17 protein-coding genes, 2 pseudogenes and 2 riboswitches are annotated in these 22,145 nt (G+C 62.8%); of the genes and pseudogenes, 13 read left to right on the plus strand and 6 right to left on the minus strand.

The window, feature by feature from the left end; all coding sequences use genetic code 11:
* Window positions 1-831, minus strand: coding sequence for an undecaprenyl-diphosphate phosphatase (locus BUQ73_RS13140; RefSeq protein ID WP_079228320.1), 831 nt, complete (start codon window positions 829-831; stop codon window positions 1-3).
* Window positions 832-1,220: 389 nt separating this feature from the next.
* Between BUQ73_RS13140 and BUQ73_RS28965 the strand changes: the two are divergent.
* From BUQ73_RS28965 to BUQ73_RS13190, 11 genes and pseudogenes are all read left to right on the plus strand, one after another.
* A pseudogene (locus BUQ73_RS28965) lies at window positions 1,221-1,844 on the plus strand (cache domain-containing protein); the annotation flags it as partial.
* 339 nt (window positions 1,845-2,183) lie between these two features.
* Window positions 2,184-2,765, plus strand: a pseudogene (locus BUQ73_RS28970) (methyl-accepting chemotaxis protein); the annotation flags it as partial.
* 122 nt (window positions 2,766-2,887) lie between these two features.
* Window positions 2,888-3,454, plus strand: a complete 567-nt coding sequence (pnuC, locus tag BUQ73_RS13150; protein ID WP_079228322.1) for a nicotinamide riboside transporter PnuC — start codon at window positions 2,888-2,890, stop codon at window positions 3,452-3,454.
* On the plus strand, window positions 3,451-4,002 hold the full coding sequence (locus tag BUQ73_RS13155; RefSeq protein ID WP_079228323.1) for an AAA family ATPase: 552 nt from the start codon (window positions 3,451-3,453) through the stop codon (window positions 4,000-4,002). The genes pnuC and BUQ73_RS13155 overlap by 4 nt, the downstream gene beginning before the upstream one ends.
* Before the next feature lie 297 nt (window positions 4,003-4,299).
* Entirely contained in the window at window positions 4,300-4,731 is a 432-nt protein-coding gene (locus tag BUQ73_RS13160) for a hypothetical protein (RefSeq protein ID WP_079228324.1), read from the plus strand.
* Between the two features lies 1 nt (window position 4,732).
* Window positions 4,733-5,311 carry an adhesin gene (locus tag BUQ73_RS13165; RefSeq protein WP_079228325.1) on the plus strand — a complete coding sequence of 193 codons (579 nt, stop codon included), beginning with the start codon at window positions 4,733-4,735 and terminating at the stop codon, window positions 5,309-5,311.
* Window positions 5,312-5,363: 52 nt separating this feature from the next.
* The gene (locus BUQ73_RS13170) at window positions 5,364-6,851 is read left to right on the plus strand and encodes a heme utilization protein (protein ID WP_079228326.1); all 1,488 of its coding nucleotides are present in this window, start codon (window positions 5,364-5,366) and stop codon (window positions 6,849-6,851) included.
* A gap of 68 nt (window positions 6,852-6,919) precedes the next feature.
* A complete protein-coding gene (locus BUQ73_RS13175; RefSeq protein ID WP_079228327.1) occupies window positions 6,920-7,600 on the plus strand; it encodes a C39 family peptidase in 681 nt (226 codons plus the stop codon).
* A 46-nt stretch (window positions 7,601-7,646) separates the two neighbouring features.
* The gene (locus BUQ73_RS13180; RefSeq protein WP_079228328.1) at window positions 7,647-8,393 is read left to right on the plus strand and encodes a hypothetical protein; all 747 of its coding nucleotides are present in this window, start codon (window positions 7,647-7,649) and stop codon (window positions 8,391-8,393) included.
* A 48-nt stretch (window positions 8,394-8,441) separates the two neighbouring features.
* A complete protein-coding gene (locus BUQ73_RS13185) occupies window positions 8,442-9,722 on the plus strand; it encodes a hypothetical protein (protein ID WP_079228329.1) in 1,281 nt (426 codons plus the stop codon).
* A gap of 123 nt (window positions 9,723-9,845) precedes the next feature.
* On the plus strand, window positions 9,846-12,047 hold the full coding sequence (locus BUQ73_RS13190) for an LTA synthase family protein (RefSeq protein ID WP_079228330.1): 2,202 nt from the start codon (window positions 9,846-9,848) through the stop codon (window positions 12,045-12,047).
* Here the strand turns inward: BUQ73_RS13190 and BUQ73_RS13195 are convergent, their stop codons facing one another.
* A complete protein-coding gene (locus BUQ73_RS13195) occupies window positions 12,048-13,373 on the minus strand; it encodes a sigma-54 dependent transcriptional regulator (RefSeq protein WP_079228331.1) in 1,326 nt (441 codons plus the stop codon). It lies immediately after the preceding gene.
* Here BUQ73_RS13195 and BUQ73_RS28030 point away from each other — a divergent pair.
* Together BUQ73_RS28030 and BUQ73_RS13200 are read left to right on the plus strand one after the other, a co-directional pair.
* Entirely contained in the window at window positions 13,372-13,593 is a 222-nt protein-coding gene (locus tag BUQ73_RS28030; protein WP_152031553.1) for a hypothetical protein, read from the plus strand. The two genes, BUQ73_RS13195 and BUQ73_RS28030, sit on opposite strands and share 2 nt — an antisense overlap.
* A 124-nt stretch (window positions 13,594-13,717) precedes the next feature.
* Complete coding sequence (locus tag BUQ73_RS13200; protein WP_079228332.1) at window positions 13,718-13,984, plus strand: hypothetical protein; 267 nt, start codon at window positions 13,718-13,720, stop codon at window positions 13,982-13,984.
* 115 nt (window positions 13,985-14,099) lie between these two features.
* Here the strand turns inward: BUQ73_RS13200 and BUQ73_RS13205 are convergent, their stop codons facing one another.
* From BUQ73_RS13205 to cobW, 4 genes are read right to left on the minus strand one after another with little or no spacing between them, the layout of a single operon-like run.
* Entirely contained in the window at window positions 14,100-14,732 is a 633-nt protein-coding gene (locus BUQ73_RS13205) for a vWA domain-containing protein (protein WP_079228333.1), read from the minus strand.
* A 35-nt stretch (window positions 14,733-14,767) separates the two neighbouring features.
* The gene (locus BUQ73_RS13210; RefSeq protein ID WP_079228334.1) at window positions 14,768-15,769 is read right to left on the minus strand and encodes an ATP-binding protein; all 1,002 of its coding nucleotides are present in this window, start codon (window positions 15,767-15,769) and stop codon (window positions 14,768-14,770) included.
* Between the two features lies 1 nt (window position 15,770).
* The gene (gene cobN / locus BUQ73_RS13215) at window positions 15,771-19,532 is read right to left on the minus strand and encodes a cobaltochelatase subunit CobN (protein ID WP_079228335.1); all 3,762 of its coding nucleotides are present in this window, start codon (window positions 19,530-19,532) and stop codon (window positions 15,771-15,773) included.
* A gap of 3 nt (window positions 19,533-19,535) precedes the next feature.
* A complete protein-coding gene (gene cobW / locus BUQ73_RS13220; RefSeq protein WP_060484743.1) occupies window positions 19,536-20,603 on the minus strand; it encodes a cobalamin biosynthesis protein CobW in 1,068 nt (355 codons plus the stop codon).
* A gap of 99 nt (window positions 20,604-20,702) precedes the next feature.
* Window positions 20,703-20,914: riboswitch (cobalamin riboswitch) on the minus strand.
* Between the two features lie 980 nt (window positions 20,915-21,894).
* A riboswitch (cobalamin riboswitch) is annotated at window positions 21,895-22,119 on the plus strand.
* The last annotated feature ends 26 nt before the right edge of the window (window positions 22,120-22,145 follow it).

Consider the following 22,145-nt stretch of genomic DNA (forward strand, 5'->3'; position numbering starts at 1 on the left):
TCAGCTGTGCGCCGTCGACCAGTCGACCCAGCCAAACTGCCAGGTCGCCAGAATCAGCAGCCCGAAGGCGATGCGGTACCAGGCAAAAGCCGCGTAGCTGTGGTTGGCGATGAACTTCAGCAGCGCGCGCACGGCGATCATGGCGAAGATGAACGAAGTCACGAATCCGATGGCAAACACCGGCAGGTCGCTTGGCTCGAACAGGTGGCGGTACTTGTAGCCCGAATACACCGCCGCACCGACCATGGTCGGCATCGCCAGGAAGAACGAGAACTCGGTGGCTGCCTTGCGCGACAGGCCGAACAGCAGGCCGCCGATGATGGTGGAGCCAGAGCGCGAGGTACCTGGGATCATCGCCAGGCACTGCACGAAACCGATCTTCAGGGCATGGGTCCAGCGCATGTCGTCGACATGGTCGACCGCCACGGTGTGCTGGCGACGTTCAGCCCAGAGCATGATCACACCACCGATCACCAGCGCCGTGGCCACGGTGATCGGGTTGAACAGGTATTGGTGAATCAGGTCGGCGAACAGCACGCCCAGCACCACCGCCGGCATGAACGCCAGCAACAGGTTACCGGTGAAGCGCCGTGCCTTCGGCTGGCTGGCCAGGCCGAAAACCACTTCGAGGATCTTGCCGCGAAACTCCCACACGACTGCCAGGATCGCTGCCAGCTGAATGATGATATTGAACGCCATCGCCCGTTCGCCACCAAAGCCGATCAGGTCGGCAACGATGATCTGGTGGCCAGTACTGGAAATCGGCAGGAACTCTGTGAGCCCCTCGACCACACCTAAGATGATTGCCTGGAAGGCAGTCCAAAAATCCATTATTCCCCCGATGAAGCACTGCTGCTTGCAGGCCCCTTATTCTTGGTTTGCTTGTGATTGCCGCACGCGGCGCGGCCTTTTTACAGCGACTTCTGGGACCGGCGCCAGTGGAAAAGTTCACCTTGGCTAAAGGTTTCATCCAGCACGGCCGAGATCCTATCAAAGCGGCATGGCAAAGGCTCGTGCGGCCTGTGGCAGAGTAGCCAATAACTAGCACTTAGCCATTAGTCGGGTGCCTGCCGCCTGCAAAGCGTGCTTGGATGCACGTGAATAAAAAGAACAATGCAGGAGTGGATTCGATGAAGGCATTGCGGTCGATGTCGATCAGCAGGCGTCTGTGGCTGATTCTGGTGGTTGCGGTGGGCATGCTGGTGGTGCTCGGCCTGTTGATGCTGCGCCAGATCCATGGCGACCTGTACCACGCCAAGGCGGAAAAGACCCGCCACGTGGTGCAGACCGCCGCAGGCGTGCTGGCCTACTACCAGGGCCTGGAGGCTGCAGGCACGCTCAGCCGCGAGGCGGCCCAGCAGCAGGCGCTGCAAGTGGTGCAGGCGCTGCGCTACGACCAGAACGACTATTTCTGGATCAACGACCTGGGGCCGAAGATGATCATGCATCCGGCCAACCCCAAGCTCGACGGCCAGGACCTCTCCGCGATCCGCGACCCGGACGGCTTTGCCGTGTTCAACGAGATGGTCGCCCTCGCCCGCAGCCAGGGCGCCGGCCCGGTCGACTACCGCTGGCCCAAGCCGGGCGCCAGCGAGCCGGTGGCCAAGACCTCCTATATCCAGCTGTTCAAGCCCTGGGGCTGGATCATCGGCTCTGGCGTCTACGTCGACGATGTGCAGGCCGAGTTCGCCCGCCAGTTGCGTGATGCCTCACTGGTCGGCCTGGCCATCGCCGTACTGATGGCCCTGATGGTCATGCTCATCGCCCGCAGCATTGCCCGCCCCCTGCAGGAAGCCGTGCAGGCCATGGGCAACATCGCCAGCGGCGAAAGCGACCTGACCCGTCGCCTGGACACCCACGGCCGCGACGAGATCACCCACCTGGGCCAGCACTTCAACCAGTTCAACGGCAAGCTGCAGGGGGTGGTCGGCCAACTCCAGGGCGCAGCCCATGCCCTGGCACAGTCGGCCGGGCACGTCGGCGACAATGCTGGCGCCGCACAGCAGCACAGCGCCCGGCAGTCGATGCAGATGGACCAGGTGGCGACGGCAGTCAACGAAGTCACCTATGCCGTGCAGGATGTGGCCAAGACGGCCGAACAGGCCGCCGGTGAGATGCGCGCCGCGCAACAGCAAGTGGAGCATGGCCAGCAGGCCATCCACGGTAGCCTGCAGCAGATCGACCGCCTCTCGGCAACCATCGAGCAGGCCGTGCAGGTAATCCGTGATCTGGCCGGGCACAGCACGAAGATTGGCGGGGTGCTGGAGGTGATCCGCGCCATCGCCGAGCAGACCAACCTGCTCGCCCTCAACGCCGCCATCGAGGCCGCTCGCGCCGGCGAACAGGGCCGTGGCTTTGCCGTAGTCGCCGACGAGGTACGCCTGCTGGCGCAACGCACCGCGCAGTCGACTGCCGAAATCAACACCATGATCGAGCACCTGCAAGGCCAGTCCGATGCGGCCGTAAAAGCCATCGACACCAGCAGCGAGGCCTCGCGCCAGACTGTGCAACAAGCCCGCGAGGCCGGTTCCAGCCTGGATGCCATCAGCCAGGCGCTGCACAACCTCACCGCCCTCAACGCCTCGATCGCCAGCGCCACCTTGCAGCAGTCGCACGTGGTCGAGGAAATCAACCGCAATGTGCTGGACACCGCGGGGCTTTCGCAGCAGACCGCCGATGCTGCGCGCCAGTCCAGCGACGCCGGCTTGGCCCTGGGGCAACTGAGCGAGGAGCTGGAACAACTGCTGCGCCAGTTCCGGGTCTGAACCGGGTGTGATCAGCAGCTCGTTCGCCGCCAGCCCGGCGAATGGGCTGGCGGCGCATGCGCGCTACACCTCCTGCCCCGCACAAGCTACAATCGCCGCCCTTTGCCAACCAAGGATCGCCGATGTCCGGCCTCGAACTCATCGCCGCCGTGCTCGGCGTCACCGCCGTGTGGCTCACCGTCAAACAGAACGCCTGGTGCTGGCCGATCGGCCTGGTCATGGTGCTTATCTATGGCTGGCTGTTCTACGAGGTGAAGCTTTACTCGGGCATGTTGCTGCAGCTGGCCTACGCCGTACTGCAGTTATATGGCTGGTGGCAGTGGAAGCGCCCGGACCGGGTCGAAGACGCTCGCCAGGTCTCGCGCCTGCCAACCCGGTCGCTGTTCGGCGGGTTGGCGGCCGGGCTGGTGCTGAGCGTGGCGCTGGGTGCAGCGATGGCCAGCTGGACCGATGCTGCCCTGCCCTGGCTGGATGCCACGCTGACCGGCTTCAGCCTGGTCGCGCAACTGTGGATGGCGCAGAAGCGTGTGCAATGCTGGCCGCTTTGGGTCGTGGTGGATGTAGTCTATGTCGGCCAGTACCTGCACCAGCAGCTGTACTTCACGGCCGGCTTCTTTGCCGTGTTGACCCTGATCGCGGTGCGCGGCTGGCTGGAATGGCGCCGTGACCCAGCTTTGGTGCAAGCATGAAGGTCCTGGTCCTGTGCGGCCCGGAGTCCAGCGGCAAGAGCTGGCTAAGCGGTGAAATCCAGGCGCATTTCGGCGGTATCGTGGTAGGTGAATACGTGCGCCACTTCATCGACCAGGAATGCCGCGACACCTGCTATGCCGATGTCCCCACCATCGCCCGCGGCCAGCTGGCCTGGGAGGACCAGGCCCGCCAGCAGGCACCTGAACTGCTGATCCTCGATACCCACCTGCTCAGCAACATGCTGTGGAGCCGCGCCCTGTTCGACGCTTGCCCGCCCTGGTTGGAACAGGCTTTGCTTGCCCGTCGTTACGACTTGCACCTGCTGCTCAGCCCGCAAGGGGTGGGCTGGGTCGCCGATGGCCAGCGCAGCCAGCCAGACATTACCGACCGCCAAGTGTTTTTCGAAGACAGCCGCCTGTGGCTGCAGCACCATGGGCAAACCATGCAGGTCATCGAAGGTGACTGGCCGCAACGCAGCGCAACCGCCCTGCTTGCAGTACAACGACTGTTGGAAGGGAAAACCCCTTACTGTCCCACCGAGTGTTAACCCCATGACACACCCGGGTGAAGCCAAGCCCCCGTATTTGCGGGCTTCCAACCAATTGCGGGGGCAGTGTCAAGGCTGTGAAACATTCGTTGAAAAGCCCCTTGGGGTAACGCAAATGCCGGGCCAAACGCCGATTCACTGAAAATATGTCTCAACACTGATACAGCAAATTCACGGTTAGTTCAGGCAATGCGTTCAACCCCCTGATTTACAAGAACTATCAAAAAACGGCACGGCTTTCGCTCTTCTCCTTCGCAACGCTGAACAAGACCAGCGCCCAAAGAAGGAGTAGCCGTCATGGGGAAACTGGACAGAGGCATTTTTCGCCTGTTGCTGGTCGGTTGTGCACTGGGTTCGGCGCTGCCCGTACACGCCGACAACGGCATCATCGTGATCACCCGCGATGTGCAACCGCGCATGGCCATTCGAGCGCCCCTGGCGCCCGACCCTTACCCCACCACCGCCAATGCCAACCCCTCCGCGCAAGTACTCAGGCAGACCAACGAACTGAGTGATGGCGACTTTGCCAGCATCACCAGCGGTACCGGCATTTCCTCGCTGATCACCCAGCAGACCGACAACCTTGGCGGCGCCATCGGCAATCAGACGCAGCTGACCAATCAGGCTGCCGGCCGTGGCACAGGTTCAGGCAACGGCATTGCCAACATGGTCAACTCGAGCGTCCAGCGCGGTCTTGCCCCACTGCAGATCCTCACGGGAGGCAAATGAGATGAGGCAGACGCTGTTTATCCTGGCGCTGTTGAGCAGTGCCACGGCGCTGGCGCAATCGCCGGTTCCGGTGATCAACGACGCCAACATCGACAGTTCCGGCGCGCAGTACCAAGGCAACTTCAGCGTCAACCAGGCCGCTGGCGATGGCCAGCAACAAGCTAACGCCCGGGCAATCGCCACGGGCCACGAAGCCGCTGCAACCACACAGATCCGCCAACGCCAACTGTCCATTGTCGACCCCAACATGGGCGCCAGCGCCAGCATCCAGGGCAATGCCTTCAGCCATGGCAGCGGCGCACTGGGCGTCAACCAGAGTGCGGGCGCGGCGACCCAGCAGGCCAACGCCCTGCGCATCAGCATCAGTACACAACCGCAAAGCATCGATGACAGCGTCCTTCTGCAACAGAACGTGGCGCTGATCAACAGCTCCGATCCATCTGATACCTCACCCGGCTATCGCCACGTCACCACCGGTGACCAGGCATTCACCGGTAGCCGCGGGGTCATCCAGCTGAATCAGAGCGCCGGGGTGGGCAACCAGACGGCAAACACCCTGAGCGTACGGGTCGCGAACTGACCCTGCAGGTAACAGGTAAGAACAACACTTAACCTAAAGACGGAGAAACACCATGAAACCCTCGATGGCAATCAAGCCTCTGGTTTTCGCAATTGCTGCGGTCATGGCTGTTGCTGCACAAGCGGAGCAAAACGATCGTCGTGGTCACGACCACCACAACAACCACACACCACCGGCTCGCGCGGTACTGACCGATGCCACTGCCAAAGCCAATGACGGCCAAAGAAGCACCGGCAACACCATCAACAACCAAGGCACCGTCAACGCCGCCGAGATGAGCAGCTCCGGCACTGGCGCCAGTGGCAACGTGGGCGTCAACGTGGCGGCCGGTAACGGCAACCAGCAGGCCAACGCGTCGGCTATCGCCAACACCTCGTCCGACAACGCCGCGATCGACAACAGCTTCGTCTTTGGCACCTCCACTGCCACTGCCGAGATCACCCAACGCAGCAACAACAACAAGGTCAACAACTGGTCCACCCAAAGCTCTGCCGTCATGAGCGGCTCGGCCCAGGGCAGCAGCGGCAACCTTGGTATCAACGTAGCTGGCGGCGATCTCAACCAGCAGAAAAACAGCATGGCCATCGCCAACAACGCCGCACCTATCGGTAACTCCTCCGCCACTGCTTCGGCCAACCAGGACGGCCCTGGCCTGCAGGTGAACAACTCTGCCGACCGCACCTACCGGGTTGACACGTTGACCTTCACCACCTCCTCGAGCGGTTCGGCCTCGCGCAGCGGTGCTTTCGACGCCAGCGTCGACAAGAGCTCGAGCTCGAGCTACAGCGCGTCGGGTAGCAACAGCAGCAGCGCCAGCGGCAGCAAAAGCAGCAGCGCCAGTGGTTCTACCAGCATGACCGCCAGCGGCTCCAACAGCAGCAACTCCAGTGGCAGCAACAGCATGAGCGCCAGTGGTTCGAACAACTATGCTGCCAACGGAAACGCCAGCAACAACCACAGCTCGTCGTCCAACACCACGGTTAGCGCATCGCTCGATGCCAGCGCCAATGGCAGCGCATCGTCGTCGCAAACCTTCGGCAACTTCACTCGCTCGCGCAGCAGCGACTTCGACGCATCGCTCAGTGCATCGCTGGATGCATCGGTCGACAAGTCGCATCAGTCGGCCAATAACTCGTCGTTCGACAAGTCGCTCAGCTCGTCCTTCGACAAGGCCTATGACTCTTCGTATGACCGTAGCCATGACTCGTCCTATGACAAGGCTCGCGATACGTCCTACGAGAAGGCCGATGCATCGGCATGGGAAAAAGCCAATGCCTCGGCCTACGAGAAAGCCGGCGAAAAAGCTTCGCAATCGTCGGACAGCATCTCGAAGAGCTTCAGCGAGTCTAGCGAGTATGCCCTGAGCAACACCGTGTCGTTCCAAGTGCTGACCCCGACCGGCTGGGCCAACCCTGTGACCAACACCGCCACCCTGAGTGGCTCGGTGAACGGTGGCAGCGGCAACCTGGGCGTGAACGTGGCGGCAGGTGTGGGCAACCAGCAAAGCAACTCGCTGGCCATCTCCAACACCTCGATGTAACTGTTGCGGCCTGGAGGCTCCCTACGGGGAGCCTCTTTCTAACAAGAAAAAGGCAGGGGGCGTCGAACATGCGCATTATCGCCTTGGCATTTCTGCTGTGCATCGCCAGTGTCAGCGAAGCGTCGCAGATGCCGTTGTCCGTGCTGCCAGGTGGTGCAGTGATCTACAAGCCGATCCAGAGTATTCGCGAACGCAAGTTCGCCGACCTGGTACAGCAGAAAACCGATTTCAGCTGTGGCGCGGCATCGCTGGCGACCATCCTGCGCCAGGCCTACTGGCTGGACGTGGATGAGCACCAGGTAATCGAGGGCATGCTCGCCCACGCCAACGAGGACCTGGTACGTACCCAAGGGTTCTCCATGCTCGACATGAAGAAATATGTGGAAAGCCTGGGCATGCGTGCACGCGGTTACAAGGTAGCCCCAGACACGCTGCACAGCATCCGCATTCCGGTAGTAGTGCTGATGGACATCCGCGGCTACAAGCACTTCGTGGTGATGCAGAAAGTCGACAGAGACTGGGTCTACATCGGTGACCCGGTGCTGGGCCACAAACGCTTCAAGCTCGATGACTTCGTCAAGGGCTGGAACGGCATCATCTTCGCCGTGATCGGCCAGGGTTATGACAAGAACAATATCCTGCTGGACCCGCCGCTACCCCTGAGCGCCAAGAACCGTATCAGCAACTTCACCCCGGTTCAGGATGCGGAATTGATGGACTTCGGTTTCATTCAAAGCGACTTCTTCTAATGACCTTCTTTCAATGAAGTAGGGCGAGACGCTCCGGGAGCACCCCATGAAGACTTCCCTCTGGTTGGCAGTGGTTTGCCTGGCCGCCAGCCTGCCGACCCAGGCAGAAACGTTCAAACCGATCGAATTGAAGGACCAGGATCTGGCCAACCTGCGCGGGCGCTACGTGATGCCTGGGCGGATTGTGAGCTTTGGCATCGTCATGACCAGCAGCTGGCAGAACGCCAACGGCGAAGTGATTGGCGCAACGTCTGCGATGCAGATCCAGCAGTCGACCATCAAGCCACAGTTCTATGTCTCGATGATCGATGAGAAAGGCACTGGCAGCGCGCAGACCAGCAGCACCGGGACCGGTACCGTCACTGGCGGCAGCGGCCTCAACACGACCCAGGGCGTGACCCAGGTGGTACGTGCTGCCGGCGACTTCAACGCAGCCAACAACAACGTCGACATCAATGTCACCAAGGGCAACGAAGCGCCAACCGGTCAGCCGCAGGGCCAGGCCCTGGCGGCAGGCTCAACCCTGGTGGGGAGCAATGGCGCGGGCTCGATGAGCGTGTCGTCGACGAGCGCTGGCGTGCAGATGAATATCGTCGCCAACGGCAATCAGGGCAACTCCATGCAAACCCTGGGCCAAGGCGGACTGATGCAGAACACCACCCTGCTCGGCGCAAGCAACCGGGTGAGCAACCTGACATCACTGAATGTGGTGCTGCGTGACAACGCACCAATGGCCGGCTCGGTTAGCGCCAATCTCGAACAGCTTAAAGGCATTCGCAATCTCGGATACTGATCTACGCTCAAGTCTCATCGTAAAGTAGTCAGAAGGGACGGCTAATCCATGCACCGTTTGTTGACGTTCAGAGCTATCGTTTGCATTACAACACTGGCCCCGGCCACTCTGCTACAGGCGGCAACCGACCCTCAGGTCGAAGCACTCAAACAGGAATTGATTGCGCTGAAACAGCGCTACGAAGCCCAACAGAACGCATTGATGGTGCTGGAACAACGGCTCAAGCAGGTCGAGGAGGCCCCCGCACAGCCGGCACCCAAGCGCCTGACCAAGTCCCCGGCGGAGGGGGTAAAAGGTGGCCAGACCGTGGCTACCGGCACGCCGGGCAGCAATGGCAGCTCCTATGGGCAGTCGCTGCAGGACAACTCGGAACCGGCGCAGAGCGTGTCCAACCTGTATGACGAAGCGAGCGGCTTCTTCGGTGGCGGCAAGTTCAGCGTCGAAACCGGGCTCACCTACACCCACTACGACACCCGCGCCCTGGTGCTCAACGGCTTCCTGGCGCTGGACTCGATCTTCCTCGGCAACATCAACATCGACCGCATCAAGGCGGACAACTGGACCCTGGACCTGACGGCACGCTACAACGTCGACCAGCGTTGGCAGTTCGACATCAACGTGCCCATCGTCTACCGCGATTCCACCTACTCGTCCGGTGGCGCGGGCGGGGCCGCCGGGACCACGTCCGACGCGTCGGTCACCCGCGACCCAACCATCGGCGATGTCAACTTCGGCATCGCCTACAAGTTCATCGACGAGTCGGAGAACTGGCCGGATGCCGTTGCCACCTTGCGCGTGAAAGCGCCAACCGGCAAGGACCCTTACGGCATCAAGCTGCAACAAGTGGCGGGCAACGACAACCTGTCGGTGCCTGAGGACCTGCCGACCGGCAACGGTGTGTGGGCCATCACCCCGGGCATCTCGCTGGTCAAGACCTTCGACCCGGCCGTGCTGTTCGGCAGCCTGTCGTACACCTACAACATGCAGGACTCGTTCAGCGACATCAGCCCGCAGGTGAACACCAAGGTGCCGGGTGACGTGAAGCTCGGTGACTCCTGGCAGATCGGCGGTGGTATTGCCTTTGCACTCAACGAAAAAATGAGTATGTCGTTCTCGGTTACCGACCAGTTCGCCCGCAAGAGCAAGATCAAGCCCGACGGAAGCGATTGGCAATCGATCACCAACAGCGACTACAACGCGGCCAACTTCAACGTCGGCCTGACCTTTGCAGCCTCCAACAACCTGACGATCGTGCCGAACTTGTCGATTGGCCTGACAGATGATGCGCCGGACTTTTCCTTCAGCCTGAAATTCCCGTATTACTTCTGACAGCCGGGGGCGCAACGCGCCCCCAATTGGTTACCAACCTTGTAGCCAACGGCTTTCCTGATATCGGCCTGTTATCATCGCGCACAAATGTGTGACGATTTCATGGCAAAAAGGAAAGTTTTCGTGAAGAACCTGCAAGGCCCACCACGCACCCGGCTTCTCGCCCTGGCAACACTGGTGCTGGTGATCCCCCTGGTCATGCGCGCCCTGCTGGGTTGGTCCAGCCCGTATGGCTACCTGTCTGACCTGGCACTGGGCAGCCTGCTGGTGCTGCTGTTGCAGCGCCGCCCATGGTGGCTGGCGCTGCCGGTGCTGCTGGCCTGGGCCTCACTGTGGGTGGCTTCGGCCGAACTGGTCAGCGCCGTTGGCAGGTTGCCGAACAGCGCCGACCTGGGTTATCTGTTCGACCCGCAGTTCATGGAGAACTCGACCGGTGGCGGCCTGGCCCATGCCTGGCTGCCGGCGTTGCTGGCGGGTGGCCTGCTGGTCTGGCTGGGCAGCGCCTGGCGCAGTCGCAGGCAACCCGGCGCAAAGCTTGCGCGCAAGGTCTGGGCCATCCCGGCGCTGCTGTTCGCTGCACACTGGGGCAGCCAGCACCTGGCACCCAGCGACGCCGACCAATGGCGCCAGTACAACCTGTCCCATCAGTTGCTGTCTGCCGCCGCCGGCGACCTGCAACGTCACGTCCAGCACTGGGCGGGCCAGGCGCCCACGGTCACGCCGCTGCCAAGTGCAGGCCTGACCCAGCATGACCTGAGCGGGCAAAAACTGCTGGCGGCACCAGGCCGCGCGCGCAACCTGCTGGTCATCACCCTGGAGGGCATCCCTGGCGCCTATGTGCGCCCTAACCGCCAGGCCTTGCACAGCCGTTTCGACGAAGACCTGATGCCAAAGCTCAGCCAATGGGCCGAGCGTGGCATGAACACCCCGGATTACGTGTTGCACACGCACCAGACCATCCGTGGCCTGTACGCGATGCTGTGCGGTGACTACGACAAGCTGGCCAACGGTACGCCAAAGGGAGTCGAGCTGCTCACCCAGCAGCAGCGCAACCAGGCTTGCCTGCCGGCACAACTGCGCCAGGCCGGCTTCAGCACCCACTACTTGCAAGGCGCAGGCCTGCGCTTCATGGCCAAGGACCGGATCATGCCGCATATCGGCTTCGACTCGGTCAACGGGCTTGAGTGGTTCAGCAACAAGAACTACCTGGAGTTCCCATGGGGCAAGGATGATCGGGCGTTCTTCGAAGGGGCGCTGGATTATGTTGGTCAGTTGCGCCAGCAGGACCGCCCCTGGATGCTCACCTTGCTGACCGTGGGCACCCACCAGCCCTACTCCGCCCCGGATGATTACCTGCAGCGTTACGACACCGCCAAGCAAGCGGCAGTCGCCTACCTTGATGATGCGATCGGCGCATTCCTCGACAACCTCGAACGCCAGGGCGTGCTCAAGGACACGCTGGTGGTGGTGACCTCGGATGAATCCCACGGTATCGATGGCGTGCGCCTGGCCTCGTCCTGGGGCTTCAACCTGACCCTGGCGCCTGAGCAGGCACAACTGCCACACATCAAGCACGGGACCTACGGCCACATCGACCTGGCCACTTCCCTGCTCGACTATTTTGCCCTGCCAATCCCGCTCGCCCTCGGCGGGCGCTCGCTGTACCGCGATTACGACAGCGGCCGTGAGATGATTTCCTATACCAACGGCATGCTGCGCTACCACGATGGCAAGGGCGTGTTCACCGAATGCGATTTCCAGCAGCGCTGCCGCCGCTACGACAGCCCAGGCTTCATCGCCGACCAGGCCAGGTACCTCGGCACCGGCGACAGCAACCTCGGCGCTCAGATCGGCGCGCTGGCCGGCGTGCTCGACCAGTCCTTGCTGCAAACCCCGCTCAACCTGCGATACCAGTTCGGCGGCCCGTCCGCCATCCAATTGCAGGCACGCATCCGCGACGACTGGGCCGACAACCTGATCGGCGCGCAGTACCTGGAAATGCCCGAGGGCTCGCACACGCGTGTACGGGTCAAGGTGCGTGCGCTGGACCCTCAGCACGCCGCCTATATCCAGCTCAAGGCCAAGGAGCTGGAGCAGGATGTGCCACTGGGGTTGCCCGAGGAGATCCAGGTAACTACCGACAAACCGCTGGAAATGGAATTCGGCTTCGATAACCCGACCCTGCGCAAGGCGTTTTCCTTCCACCTGCTCGGTTATGGCGGCGGCGAAGTCGAGGTCAGTGATTTCAGCGTGATTACCGCGCTACCCGGCGAAGAAGAACCGCTGGAAGACTTGTCTGACGGGCATATCGCCCAATCCAGCTGATCAGCGAATCTGGTGCTTGTGCAGCAGCCGGTAGAACGTCGGCCGCGATACCCCAAGCACCTTCGCGGCAATGCTCATGTTGTTACTGTGCCGGTCTAGTACATCGCACAGCGCCTGGCGTTCGGCCCGGTGCTTGTAGTCTTCCAGGGTGCCCAGGGGCTGATCTTCCTGCTCCAGGCCCTGCAGGCCAAGGTCCTGGGCCTCGATCTGGCGCCCTTCGGCCAGCACCAGCCCGCGCCTTACCCGGTTGGCCAGCTCACGCACATTGCCTGGCCAGTTGTGGCGCCCCATCGCTGCCAGCGCGTGATCACTGAATGACCGCGGCCTGCGGCCTGTTTCCAGGCTATAGAAATGCGAAAAGTGGTTGGCCAGCATCGACAGGTCGCCATGCCGGTCACGCAGTGGCGCGGTGACAACCTGCAGCACGTTGAGCCGGTAGTATAGGTCTTCACGAAAGCGCCCATGCTCGATGGCTTTTTCCAGGTCCATATGGGTTGCCGCCAGTACCCGCACGTCGACCGGTATCGGCTGGCTGCCACCCACCCGCTCGATGTGCTTTTCTTGCAGGAAACGCAGCAAGTTAGCCTGCAACTCCAGGGGCAGGTCGCCAATTTCATCGAGGAACAAGGTCCCGCCATGGGCCGCCTCGATACGCCCGACCTTGCGCTGGTGGGCACCGGTAAACGCCCCTTTCTCATGCCCGAACAGCTCGGACTGGATCAGGTTTTCAGGTATCGCCCCGCAATTGATAGCGACGAACGGCATTTCGCTGCGCTGTGATTGCCGGTGCAACGTGCGCGCCACCAACTCCTTGCCCGTGCCGCTCTCACCACGAATGAGCACCGGGGACTCGGTCGGTGCCAGTTTGCCGAGCAATTTGCGCAATTCCAGGATCGGCCGGCTGTCACCCAACAGTTCGTGTTCCAGCCCATCTACCCTCACCGCGCCCTTGCCGCGCAGGCGGGCCATACCAAAAGCCCGCCCAAGCGTCACCAGCACGCGGGAAAAGTCGAACGGCAAGGTATGAAAGTCGAAAAACCACTCGCAGACAAAGTCACCGACATTCTGCATGCGCAGCTGCTCGGCATTGATCACGGCGATCCACTCGGTATTGCTGCGCTTGATCATGTCCTTGACCGCATCCGGATGGCGCAGGTGCGAGGCCTGCAGGCGCAACACGCCTATATCGCATCGGTGCTCCAGGGCCAGGTCCAGGCTACAGCTGTGAACTTCCCAGCCGGCACTCTCCAGGCCGGGTAACAGACGGTGGCAATCGTCGCAGGGGTCGACGATGAGCAAGCGACGAAGAGCGGCAGTCTCGTGCATGACCGTTCCTTGGCGCCAATTGTTGGTTTTTTACGAGAAAACAGTAAGTTGCGGCGCCGAATTAACAGTAGCAACGAACTTGACGCTGCTCACGACCGTCTGTCTGCCGGGTTTTATCCGGCCGAACCCGCTCGGGAATTTTCCAGATTTATTGGCGTCACAGGCGGCGCAGGGAAACAAAAAATCTGTAACCCGCAAAAAATTTACATTACCTGTGTGACTCCACCCCTAACTTGGAGCATCAGTACGAATAACCCCGCGCTGCGGATCGCGATAAGACTTGAAGCGACGTAGCAGTTACGCGGACCTTATTTCGATGTTTGGGACCATAGAGAGACCGAACCATGAATGCCCCGCTCCGTGTCAACGAAGCACTGCTGATTGCCGACCACGCTTTCGAGCCCTTCCAGTGCGTGGCCTGGGATGCGCCCAACGGCACCGGTGAACTGAGCCTGGCGGTCATCGACCGGACCAGCACCCGTATCGGCAGCAAGCAAGTATCGTCGCGTATCTATTCGGACCCTGCGCAATGGGCCAACCTGATCGAGGAAGTGCGTGCCGAACTGTGCCAGAAAGGGTATGACCTGCAGCCTTGGTCGATGCCGAAGTAATATTGCAGCTTCCCTGCAAGTGCGTGCCAGGCACGCACTTGAATAACTTTGCAATGGTTTTGCCTGGCAACTTTCTTATTGTGACAAAGTGTCGCACCAGCACTTCCCGCCGCCCTTACTTCTTTACCTTGAATTGCTCAAGATGCTGATACTCGGCCTGTAGCTCCGTGGCCAACTGTTGTGCTCGCCCCAGGCGCACTGGCGCCAATTCCATGTCTACCAGAACGGTGGTACAGGGCATGGGTTGCACAGCCTGCCAACGTTGCAGGCGACCATCGGTAAACACCAGGCAACGCTGCAACTCGTGAGGATGTGCTTTGTGCCGGGCCTGCAGCCAGCGCCGCGCCTGTTCAAGCGCTGCGATCAAAGGCGTGCCGCCGCCAGCGCCCAAGGCCTGCAACCAAGGCTGCAGGCTTGCCGATGCCTTGAGGCCATGACGCTGCCATTGCGGTACGCCACCGCTGGCGGTCAGCAGGGCAAGACGGGCGCGTTGCCGATAGGCCTGGTCGAACAGCTCGGCCAGCAAGCCCTTGCACTGCGCCAGGGCCTGATGGCGCCGCGTCGAAGCCGAGGCGTCAACGATCACCAACCACAATTCATTGGCCTGGGCCTGGCGCTGCTGCCAGCAAAGGTCCTGGCGCAACGTGGGGCGCCCTTTTAGCAAAGTCGGCAGCCATGCCACCCGGCCAGTGGAGGCCGCACGGGCGCGGCCACGGCTGGCACCCGCCAGTTTTCCGGCACGGGGCATGGCATCCGCCACCCTCATGCCAGACTGACGGATGCTCAGGGCTTTTTTGCCCAGTTCGGTACCTCTCGCCGCGCGCCGCTGCTCACAGGCTGCGCGGGCAGCGCGCCCCAGTCACCCTGCCCGCCCTCGCCCTGGCTTTCGCGGCCATCAGCCGCGCCCGGCGGCGCAGTGGCCGGCGCATCAGGCGCCGTACGCCGACGATGGCGCAAGGCGAACTCTGCCACGGCATCGACATCGCCTTCTTCGATCGCCTGCCCACCGCGCCAGGCACAATGGGCTCGGGCGGCGCGCAGCCAGACCAGGTCGGCACGCAAACCATCGACACCGGCAGCAAAGCAACGCTCGGTAATCCAAGCCAGGGCCTGATCGTCCAGTGCGATTGCTGCCAGGCCCTGACGCGCGGCCTGGCAGCGCTCTCGCAGCTGTGCCTGGGCGCTGGCCCACTGTTCACAGAACGCCTGCGGGTCGCTATCGAAGGCCAGCCGTCGGCGAATGATCTGCTGACGCGCCTGCGGAGCCGGCAGGCCTTCGAGCACTACGTTCAGGCCAAAGCGGTCGAGCAACTGCGGGCGCAACTCGCCTTCTTCGGGGTTCATGGTACCGATCAGGACGAAACGGGCACTGTGTCGATGGGAAATGCCGTCACGTTCGATGCGGTTGGTGCCACTGGCGGCCACATCCAGCAACAGGTCGACCAAGGTGTCGGGCAGCAGGTTGACTTCATCGACATACAGCACGCCGCCGTCGGCCTGGGCCAGCACACCTGGGGAAAACTGCGCCTTGCCCTGGCCGAGTGCGGCATCCAGGTCCAGCGTGCCGACCAGGCGCTCTTCACTTGCCCCCAGCGGCAAGGTCACGAATGGCCCCTCGCCCAGCAGGTCGGCCAGGCCGCGGGCCAGGGTGCTCTTGGCCATGCCGCGCGGGCCCTCGATGAGCACGCCACCGATCTTCGGGTCGATAGCGGTCAGGCACAGGGCCAGCTTGAGGTCCTCGGCACCGACCACGGCAGCCAGCGGAAATTGTACGGGTTCACTCATTTCAAGCCTGTTCCTCTCCGTCGAGCAACTGCTCCTCAAGCGCCTCGCGGTAGTCACCGGGGGCTTCCCAGAGCCCGCGCTGCTGGGCCTCCAGCAAGCGTTCGGTGAGGTCGCGCAGGGCCTCGGGGTTGTGCTCGCGCATGAAGTCGCGGGTCGCCGGGTCGAGCACATAGGCATCGGCCAGCGACTGGTAATGATGGTCGTCGATCAGGTGCGTGGTGGCGTCGAAAGCGAACAGGTTGTCGACAGTCGCGGCCAACTCGAAGGCGCCCTTGTAGCCGTGGCGTTTCGCCCCGTCGATCCATTTCGGGTTCAGGGCACGGGCACGTATCACGCGATTCAGCTCTTCCTTCAAGGTGCGGATCCGCGGCCGGTCGACCTGGCTGTGGTCACCGTGGTAACTGGCCACCGCCGCACCGGACAAGGTCTCCGAAGCCGCCAGCATGCCGCCCTGGAACTGATAGTAATCGTTGGAGTCGAGCAGGTCGTGCTCGTGGTTGTCCTGGTTCTGCAACACCGCCTGCACCTGGCCCAGGCGCCGGGCGAACTGGGCGCGTGCCGGGGTGCCCTCATCGCTGGCACCGTAGGCGTAGCCACCGTGGTTGAGGTACACCTCGGCGAGGTCGTCGCGGCTGTGCCACAGGCGGCCATCGATGGCGTTCTGTACGCCGGCCCCGTAGGCGCCAGGTTTGGCCCCGAACACTCGCCAGCCGGCCTGACGCGCCGCCTGCTCGGCATCCACGCCCTGTGCCTGCAGGCTGGCGCGTTCGTTACGCACCCGGGCGGCCAGGGGGTTGAGGTCGGCGGGCTCGTCTAGGGCCGCCACCGCCTGAACTGCGGCATCGAACAGGCGGATCAGGTTGCCGAAGGCATCGCGGAAGAAGCCCGATACACGCAGTGTCACGTCCACTCGCGGGCGGTCGAGCAGGCTCAACGGCAAGATCTCGAAGTCGTCGACACGCTGACTGCCGGTTGCCCACACCGGGCGCACGCCCATCAACGCCATGGCCTGGGCAATGTCGTCGCCCCCCGTGCGCATGGTCGCCGTGCCCCACACCGACAGGCCCAGCTGGCGCAGATGGTCGCCGTGGTCCTGCAGGTGCCGCTCCAGGATCAGGTTGGCCGAAGCGAACCCCAGGCGCCAGGCCGTGGTGGTCGGCAGGTTGCGCACATCCACGGTGTAGAAGTTGCGCCCGGTGGGCAATACATCCAGGCGACCACGGCTAGGTGCACCGCTGGGGCCGGCCGGCACGAAACGCCCGGCCAGCGCGGCAAGCAGGCCATTGATCTCTGCAGCGCCGCAGGCATCCAGGTCCGGTGCGACCTGCTCGCACAGGGCTTTTATCACGTCGTGCACCGGCTGCCACTCAGGCTCGCCGGGCAACTGCACAAGCCCCTGCAATGCTTGTTCGATGATGCGCAGCGCAAGCAACTCAAGGCGCTCGCGGGTATCGCCACAGGTGCGCCAGGCACCTTCGTCCACCGCCTGCAGCAGTGCTGGGCGCGGGCCTGACCAAGCCTCGCCGAGGTCGCAATCGAGGGGATCGAAGCCTAGCACCAGTGCCTTGGCCAGCGTGCGCAACAAGCTGGCGTTGCCGCCGCGGCCATCGCCACGTTCCACCCGCAGCAAAGCCAGCAAGGTATCGATGCGCAGACGTGCCTGCGGCGACTGGCCAAATACATGCAGGCCATCGCGAATCTGCGATTCCTTGAGGTCGCACAGGTAGGTGTCCAGGCGTGGCAGCCACACTGCAGCATCGTCCAGCTGGCCTTCCAGCTGCAACTCACGGTCGATGTGGTTGGCCTTGACCAGCTCAAGAATGTCGCGTTGCAGTTCACGTGCGCGGCGCGGGTCAAGCAGCTGGGCTTCGTAGAACTCGTCCGCCAGCTGTTCCAGATGACGCAGGGGGCCATAGGTTTCGGCGCGGGTCAGCGGCGGCATCAGGTGATCGATGATCACCGCCTGGGTCCGGCGCTTGGCCTGGGCGCCCTCGCCCGGGTCATTGACGATGAACGGGTAGATATTCGGCAGCGGGCCGAGCAACGCGTCAGGCCAGCATTGCTCGGACAGGCCGACGCCCTTGCCAGGCAGCCACTCGAGGTTGCCGTGCTTGCCGACGTGGATGACGGCATCGGCGGCAAAGGCATGGCGCAGCCAGAAGTGAAACGCCAGGTAGCCATGCGGCGGCACCAGGTCGGGGTCGTGGTACACCGCGCTGGGATCGACCTGATAGCCACGCGCAGGTTGGATGCCGACGAAGGTCATGCCAAAGCGCAGCCCGGCCACCATCAGGCGGCCTTGGCGGTACATCGGGTCCTTTTCGGGCGGCCCCCAACGCTCCAGCACGGCTTGGCGGTTGGCCTCGGGCAAGCGTTCGAACGCCGCCTGGTAGTCCGCCAGGCTCAGGCTCTGGGCGCAGGGGCGCTGGTCGAGGTGTTCGAGATCGTTGGTGACACCGCCGAGCAATTGGTGAATCAACTGCGTACCGCTAGCTGGCAGCGTGGCCAGCGGATAGCCCTCGGCCTGCAGTGCCTGGAGGATGTTCAGGGCGGCAGCCGGGGTGTCCAGGCCAACGCCGTTGCCGATGCGGCCATCGCGGGTCGGGTAGTTGGCCAGCACCAGGGCTACACGCTTTTGCCCATTGGGCAGGCGCGCCAGTTCGACCCAGCGGCGCGCCAGTTCGGCGACGAAGTCCATGCGTTCGGGGTGAGCGCGGTAACAGACCACGTCTGACTGGCTGCGCTCGCTGCGCCAGGCCATGTCCTTGAAGCTCACTGGGCGAGTGATGATGCGCCCGTCCAGTTCCGGCAAGGCGATGTGCATGGCCAGGTCGCGGGCACCGAGGCCCTGCTCGCTGGCTTCCCAACCGGGTTGGTTGTCCTGCGCGCAGATGGCCTGCAACACCGGGATATCACGACGGAACGGCCGCAGGTTGGGGCGCTCCGGGCTGGACAAGGCAAAACCTGTGGTGTTGATCAACACCTCGGCGCCTACTTCGTCCAGCCAGGCTTCGACCTGCTCCAGGCAGGCACTTTCCTTGAGGCTGGCCACCGCGATGGGCAATGGGTTGAGGCCGGCCGCCTGCAAGCGCTCGCAGAAGACGTCGATGAACGCAGTGTTGGCGGCCTGCAGGTGCGAGCGATAAAACAGCAACGGGGCCACCGGGTATTCGGCGTTCCACTGGCTGTACCAGTCTTCGAGCTGCGCGCCGGGCTTGCCTGGGTGATACACCGAAGTCCGCGGCAAAGGCTGCGGTTCGTCCCAACGGTAATCGCGCCCCAGCCACTGGTTGGCCAGGCATTTGAACAGGTTGACGGCATTGCTTTTGCCGCCCTGGCGCAGGTAGTGCCAGAGCCGCTCGGCCGGCTCGCCGATGACCGTGCCCAGGCCGGTCAGCTCCGGGTCCGGGCGGTCATCGCCGGGCACCAGGATCAGTTGCACGCCCCTTGCCGCCAGCTCGACCAGCTGCTCGACGCCATAGCGCCAGTAGCCAACGCCGCCGTGCAGCGACACCAGGATTACCTTGGCATGGCGCAGCACCTCGTCGACATACAGGTCGACCGAGGCATGGTTCTGCACCTGCATCGGGTTGGCCAGGCGCAGGCTGGGGAAATCGTCTGGCAGTTGCTCGGCCGTTTCGGCGAGCAATGCCAGGTGCGAATCGCCGCTGCAGAGGATCACCAGCTCGGCGGGTGTCTGGCCGAGGTCGGCAATGCTGTCGTCCGGCACGAAGCCGCCGGGCTGGGTCCGCAGCAGGTGCATGGGTCAGGCGCCCAGGGCCTGGCGCAGGCGCGCTTCCAGTTGCACGGCATCGAGGTCCTGGCCAATCAGCACAAGGCGGGTGATGCGTGGCTCGTCGGCGCGCCAGGCGCGGTCGAAGTGTTTGTCGAAACGGGTGCCCACGCCCTGCACCAGCAGGCGCATCGGTTTGCCAGGGATGGCCGCAAAGCCTTTGGCGCGCAAGATGCCGAACTCCACTACCAACTGGGTCAGGGCGTCGAGCAGCAGGCTTTCGTCGGCTTCGGGCAGGTCGATGGAGATCGAGTCGAAGGCGTCGTGGTCATGATCGTCATGATCATCGCCGTCATGGTGGGAATCGTGGTGGGTGCGGCGGCCATCAATGTGCACCTCGGACTCTGCGCCAACGCCCAGAAGCACGTCCAGGGGCAGCCGGCCGCTGCTGGCTTCGATCACCTTGACCGCAGGCGGCAGCTCCTCGGCCACTTCGGCACGGACCTTGGCCAGGCCTTCGGCGTCGATCAGGTCAGCCTTGTTCAGCACCACCAGGTCGGCGCTGGCCAGCTGATCGGCGAACAGCTCATGCAGCGGCGATTCGTGGTCCAGGTTGGGGTCGAGCTTACGTTGCGCGTCGACCTGCTCTGGGTAGGCGGCGAAGGTGCCGGCGGCCACGGCCGGGCTGTCGACCACGGTAATGACCGCGTCAACGGTGCAGGCATTGCGGATTTCCGGCCACTGGAAGGCTTGCACCAGTGGTTTGGGCAGTGCCAGGCCGCTGGTTTCGATGAGGATGTGATCAAGGTCGCCGCGGCGTGCGACCAGTTCGCGCATTACCGGGAAGAACTCCTCCTGCACGGTGCAGCACAGGCAGCCGTTGGCCAGTTCATAGACGCGGCCGCTGGCTTCTTCCTCGGTGCAGCCGATGCTGCATTGCTTGAGGATTTCGCCGTCGATGCCAAGCTCGCCGAATTCGTTGACGATGACCGCGATGCGGCGGCCGTGGGCGTTGTCGAGCATGTGGCGCAGCAAGGTGGTCTTGCCCGAGCCGAGGAAGCCGGTAACGATGGTGACGGGGAGCTTGGCCAGTGTTTTCATGTCGCGTTGCCCTTGGCAGGTTGGCGCGGGCACACGGGACGAAAGCCGCGGGCCAGACCAGCCGGGCTCGTTCGCCACCGGATCACCCCGCCCGGTTGAAAGTCGAAATCGTCTCGAGGCAGGTCTCCTGGCTTGCACCGTTCCAGTTCTTCACAAGGAAGCAACCAGGGGGATGACGCCTTCCCGCGCGCTGGCGCAGTGGCTGTGTCGATCCATTGTCGGTGCCTACAGTTGCGGGGGCAGCCGCGGCTTGTACCGCGTTCCCGTCTTAGCTTCGGCATGGCCGAAGAACCTCGAAGTCGCAAGGCTACGCGGGGGGTGGCGGGTGGTCAACTGTTGCCACCCCGCCTACGACAAAACACCGATCAGCTTTTGCTCTGCTCTTGCTTTTGAGTTTGCTTTTGCTCTGCTCTTGCTTCTAAGCGCGCGGTAGTTCAGCAAACGTCGAATGCGACTTCAGGAGGCCGAGCGCAGGCGTCTGGAGGGCCAGGGTGCGAAGCACCCCTTCGGCGCAGCCGAAGGCGCGAGATGTAGACTTGCGCAGCAAGTCGTAGGCCGCGCGGGCCCGGAAGGCGCCGGAGCGAGGGGACCCCGGAGCGCAGCGCAGGGGCCGGATGATGGGAGCCAGCGTTTTTTGGTTACTTTTTGTCGCGTTTGACAAAAAGTGACCCGCCGTAAGGGCGGAAAGGTGACTGTGCGTCGCCATCGCAAATGAATGTGCTTGGGACTGTCAAAACCATCGCAGTCGAACTTTTAGCTTTTAGCTTTTAGCTTTTAGCTTTTAGCTTTTAGCTTTTAGCTTTTAGCTTTTAGCTTTTAGCTTTTAGCTTTTAGCTTTTAGCTTTTAGCTTTTAGCTTTTAGCTTTTAGCTTTTAGCTTTTAGATCAGGAGCGCATTCATTTGCGATGGTGGCGCACAGTCACCTTTCCGCCCTTACGGCGGGTCACTTTTTGACGGGGCAAAAAGTAACCAAAAACCCCTCGCTCCCATCATCCGGCCCCTGCGCTCCGCTCCGGGGTCCCCTCACTCCGGCCTTGCTCCCGGGAGGACCGCGCTGCAGGCCCCATCCTGGGGCCCAGCGCTTGACGGGCATCCATGCCCGTCACCTCCCTCCGCAAGACCTGCGTTCGGCCTCCTGAAGTCGCAATCTGCGTCGCCTGAACTACCGCGCGCTTAGAAGCCAAAGCAAAAGCAGAGCAGCAGGAGCAGGAGCAGGAGCAGGAGCAGGAGCAGGAGCAGGCAGCGTATCTGTTGGGCGTATTGCATTTGACGCCATTCGCGCCGCGTGCTCTCCTTACGCCTTGCGTCAGGTGCCCCCGCTGGGGGTGAAACGGGAAATCGGTGCGTCACAGGCCCTCGCCAGGGCCAGGCAAATCCGGTGCTGCCCCCGCAACGGTAAGCGAGCGAAGCATCCAGACCACTGTGCCACGCAGTTCGGCATGGGAAGGTGATGCTTTTCAAGGAGCCCTGCTCCTCCTCGCAAGCCCGGAGACCGGCCTGGCGTACATGAACACCCCGCGGTGGGCGGGCGCTGTCGCATTC

Source organism: Pseudomonas putida (genome assembly GCF_002025705.1).
In the GTDB taxonomy this organism is placed as follows: domain Bacteria; phylum Pseudomonadota; class Gammaproteobacteria; order Pseudomonadales; family Pseudomonadaceae; genus Aquipseudomonas; species Aquipseudomonas putida_J.

Excerpts from the sequence above, each read along its gene's own strand:
- BUQ73_RS13140 (WP_079228320.1), bottom strand. The coding sequence starts at position 831 with ATGGATTTTTGGACTGCCTTCCAGGCAATCATCTTAGGTGTGGTCGAG.
- pnuC (WP_079228322.1), top strand. The coding sequence starts at position 2,888 with ATGTCCGGCCTCGAACTCATCGCCGCCGTGCTCGGCGTCACCGCCGTG.
- BUQ73_RS13155 (WP_079228323.1), top strand. The coding sequence starts at position 3,451 with ATGAAGGTCCTGGTCCTGTGCGGCCCGGAGTCCAGCGGCAAGAGCTGG.
- BUQ73_RS13160 (WP_079228324.1), top strand. The coding sequence starts at position 4,300 with ATGGGGAAACTGGACAGAGGCATTTTTCGCCTGTTGCTGGTCGGTTGT.
- BUQ73_RS13165 (WP_079228325.1), top strand. The coding sequence starts at position 4,733 with ATGAGGCAGACGCTGTTTATCCTGGCGCTGTTGAGCAGTGCCACGGCG.
- BUQ73_RS13170 (WP_079228326.1), top strand. The coding sequence starts at position 5,364 with ATGAAACCCTCGATGGCAATCAAGCCTCTGGTTTTCGCAATTGCTGCG.
- BUQ73_RS13175 (WP_079228327.1), top strand. The coding sequence starts at position 6,920 with ATGCGCATTATCGCCTTGGCATTTCTGCTGTGCATCGCCAGTGTCAGC.
- BUQ73_RS13180 (WP_079228328.1), top strand. The coding sequence starts at position 7,647 with ATGAAGACTTCCCTCTGGTTGGCAGTGGTTTGCCTGGCCGCCAGCCTG.
- BUQ73_RS13185 (WP_079228329.1), top strand. The coding sequence starts at position 8,442 with ATGCACCGTTTGTTGACGTTCAGAGCTATCGTTTGCATTACAACACTG.
- BUQ73_RS28030 (WP_152031553.1), top strand. The coding sequence starts at position 13,372 with ATGACCGTTCCTTGGCGCCAATTGTTGGTTTTTTACGAGAAAACAGTA.
- BUQ73_RS13195 (WP_079228331.1), bottom strand. The coding sequence starts at position 13,373 with ATGCACGAGACTGCCGCTCTTCGTCGCTTGCTCATCGTCGACCCCTGC.
- BUQ73_RS13200 (WP_079228332.1), top strand. The coding sequence starts at position 13,718 with ATGAATGCCCCGCTCCGTGTCAACGAAGCACTGCTGATTGCCGACCAC.
- BUQ73_RS13205 (WP_079228333.1), bottom strand. The coding sequence starts at position 14,732 with ATGCCCCGTGCCGGAAAACTGGCGGGTGCCAGCCGTGGCCGCGCCCGT.
- BUQ73_RS13210 (WP_079228334.1), bottom strand. The coding sequence starts at position 15,769 with ATGAGTGAACCCGTACAATTTCCGCTGGCTGCCGTGGTCGGTGCCGAG.
- cobN (WP_079228335.1), bottom strand. The coding sequence starts at position 19,532 with ATGCACCTGCTGCGGACCCAGCCCGGCGGCTTCGTGCCGGACGACAGC.
- cobW (WP_060484743.1), bottom strand. The coding sequence starts at position 20,603 with ATGAAAACACTGGCCAAGCTCCCCGTCACCATCGTTACCGGCTTCCTC.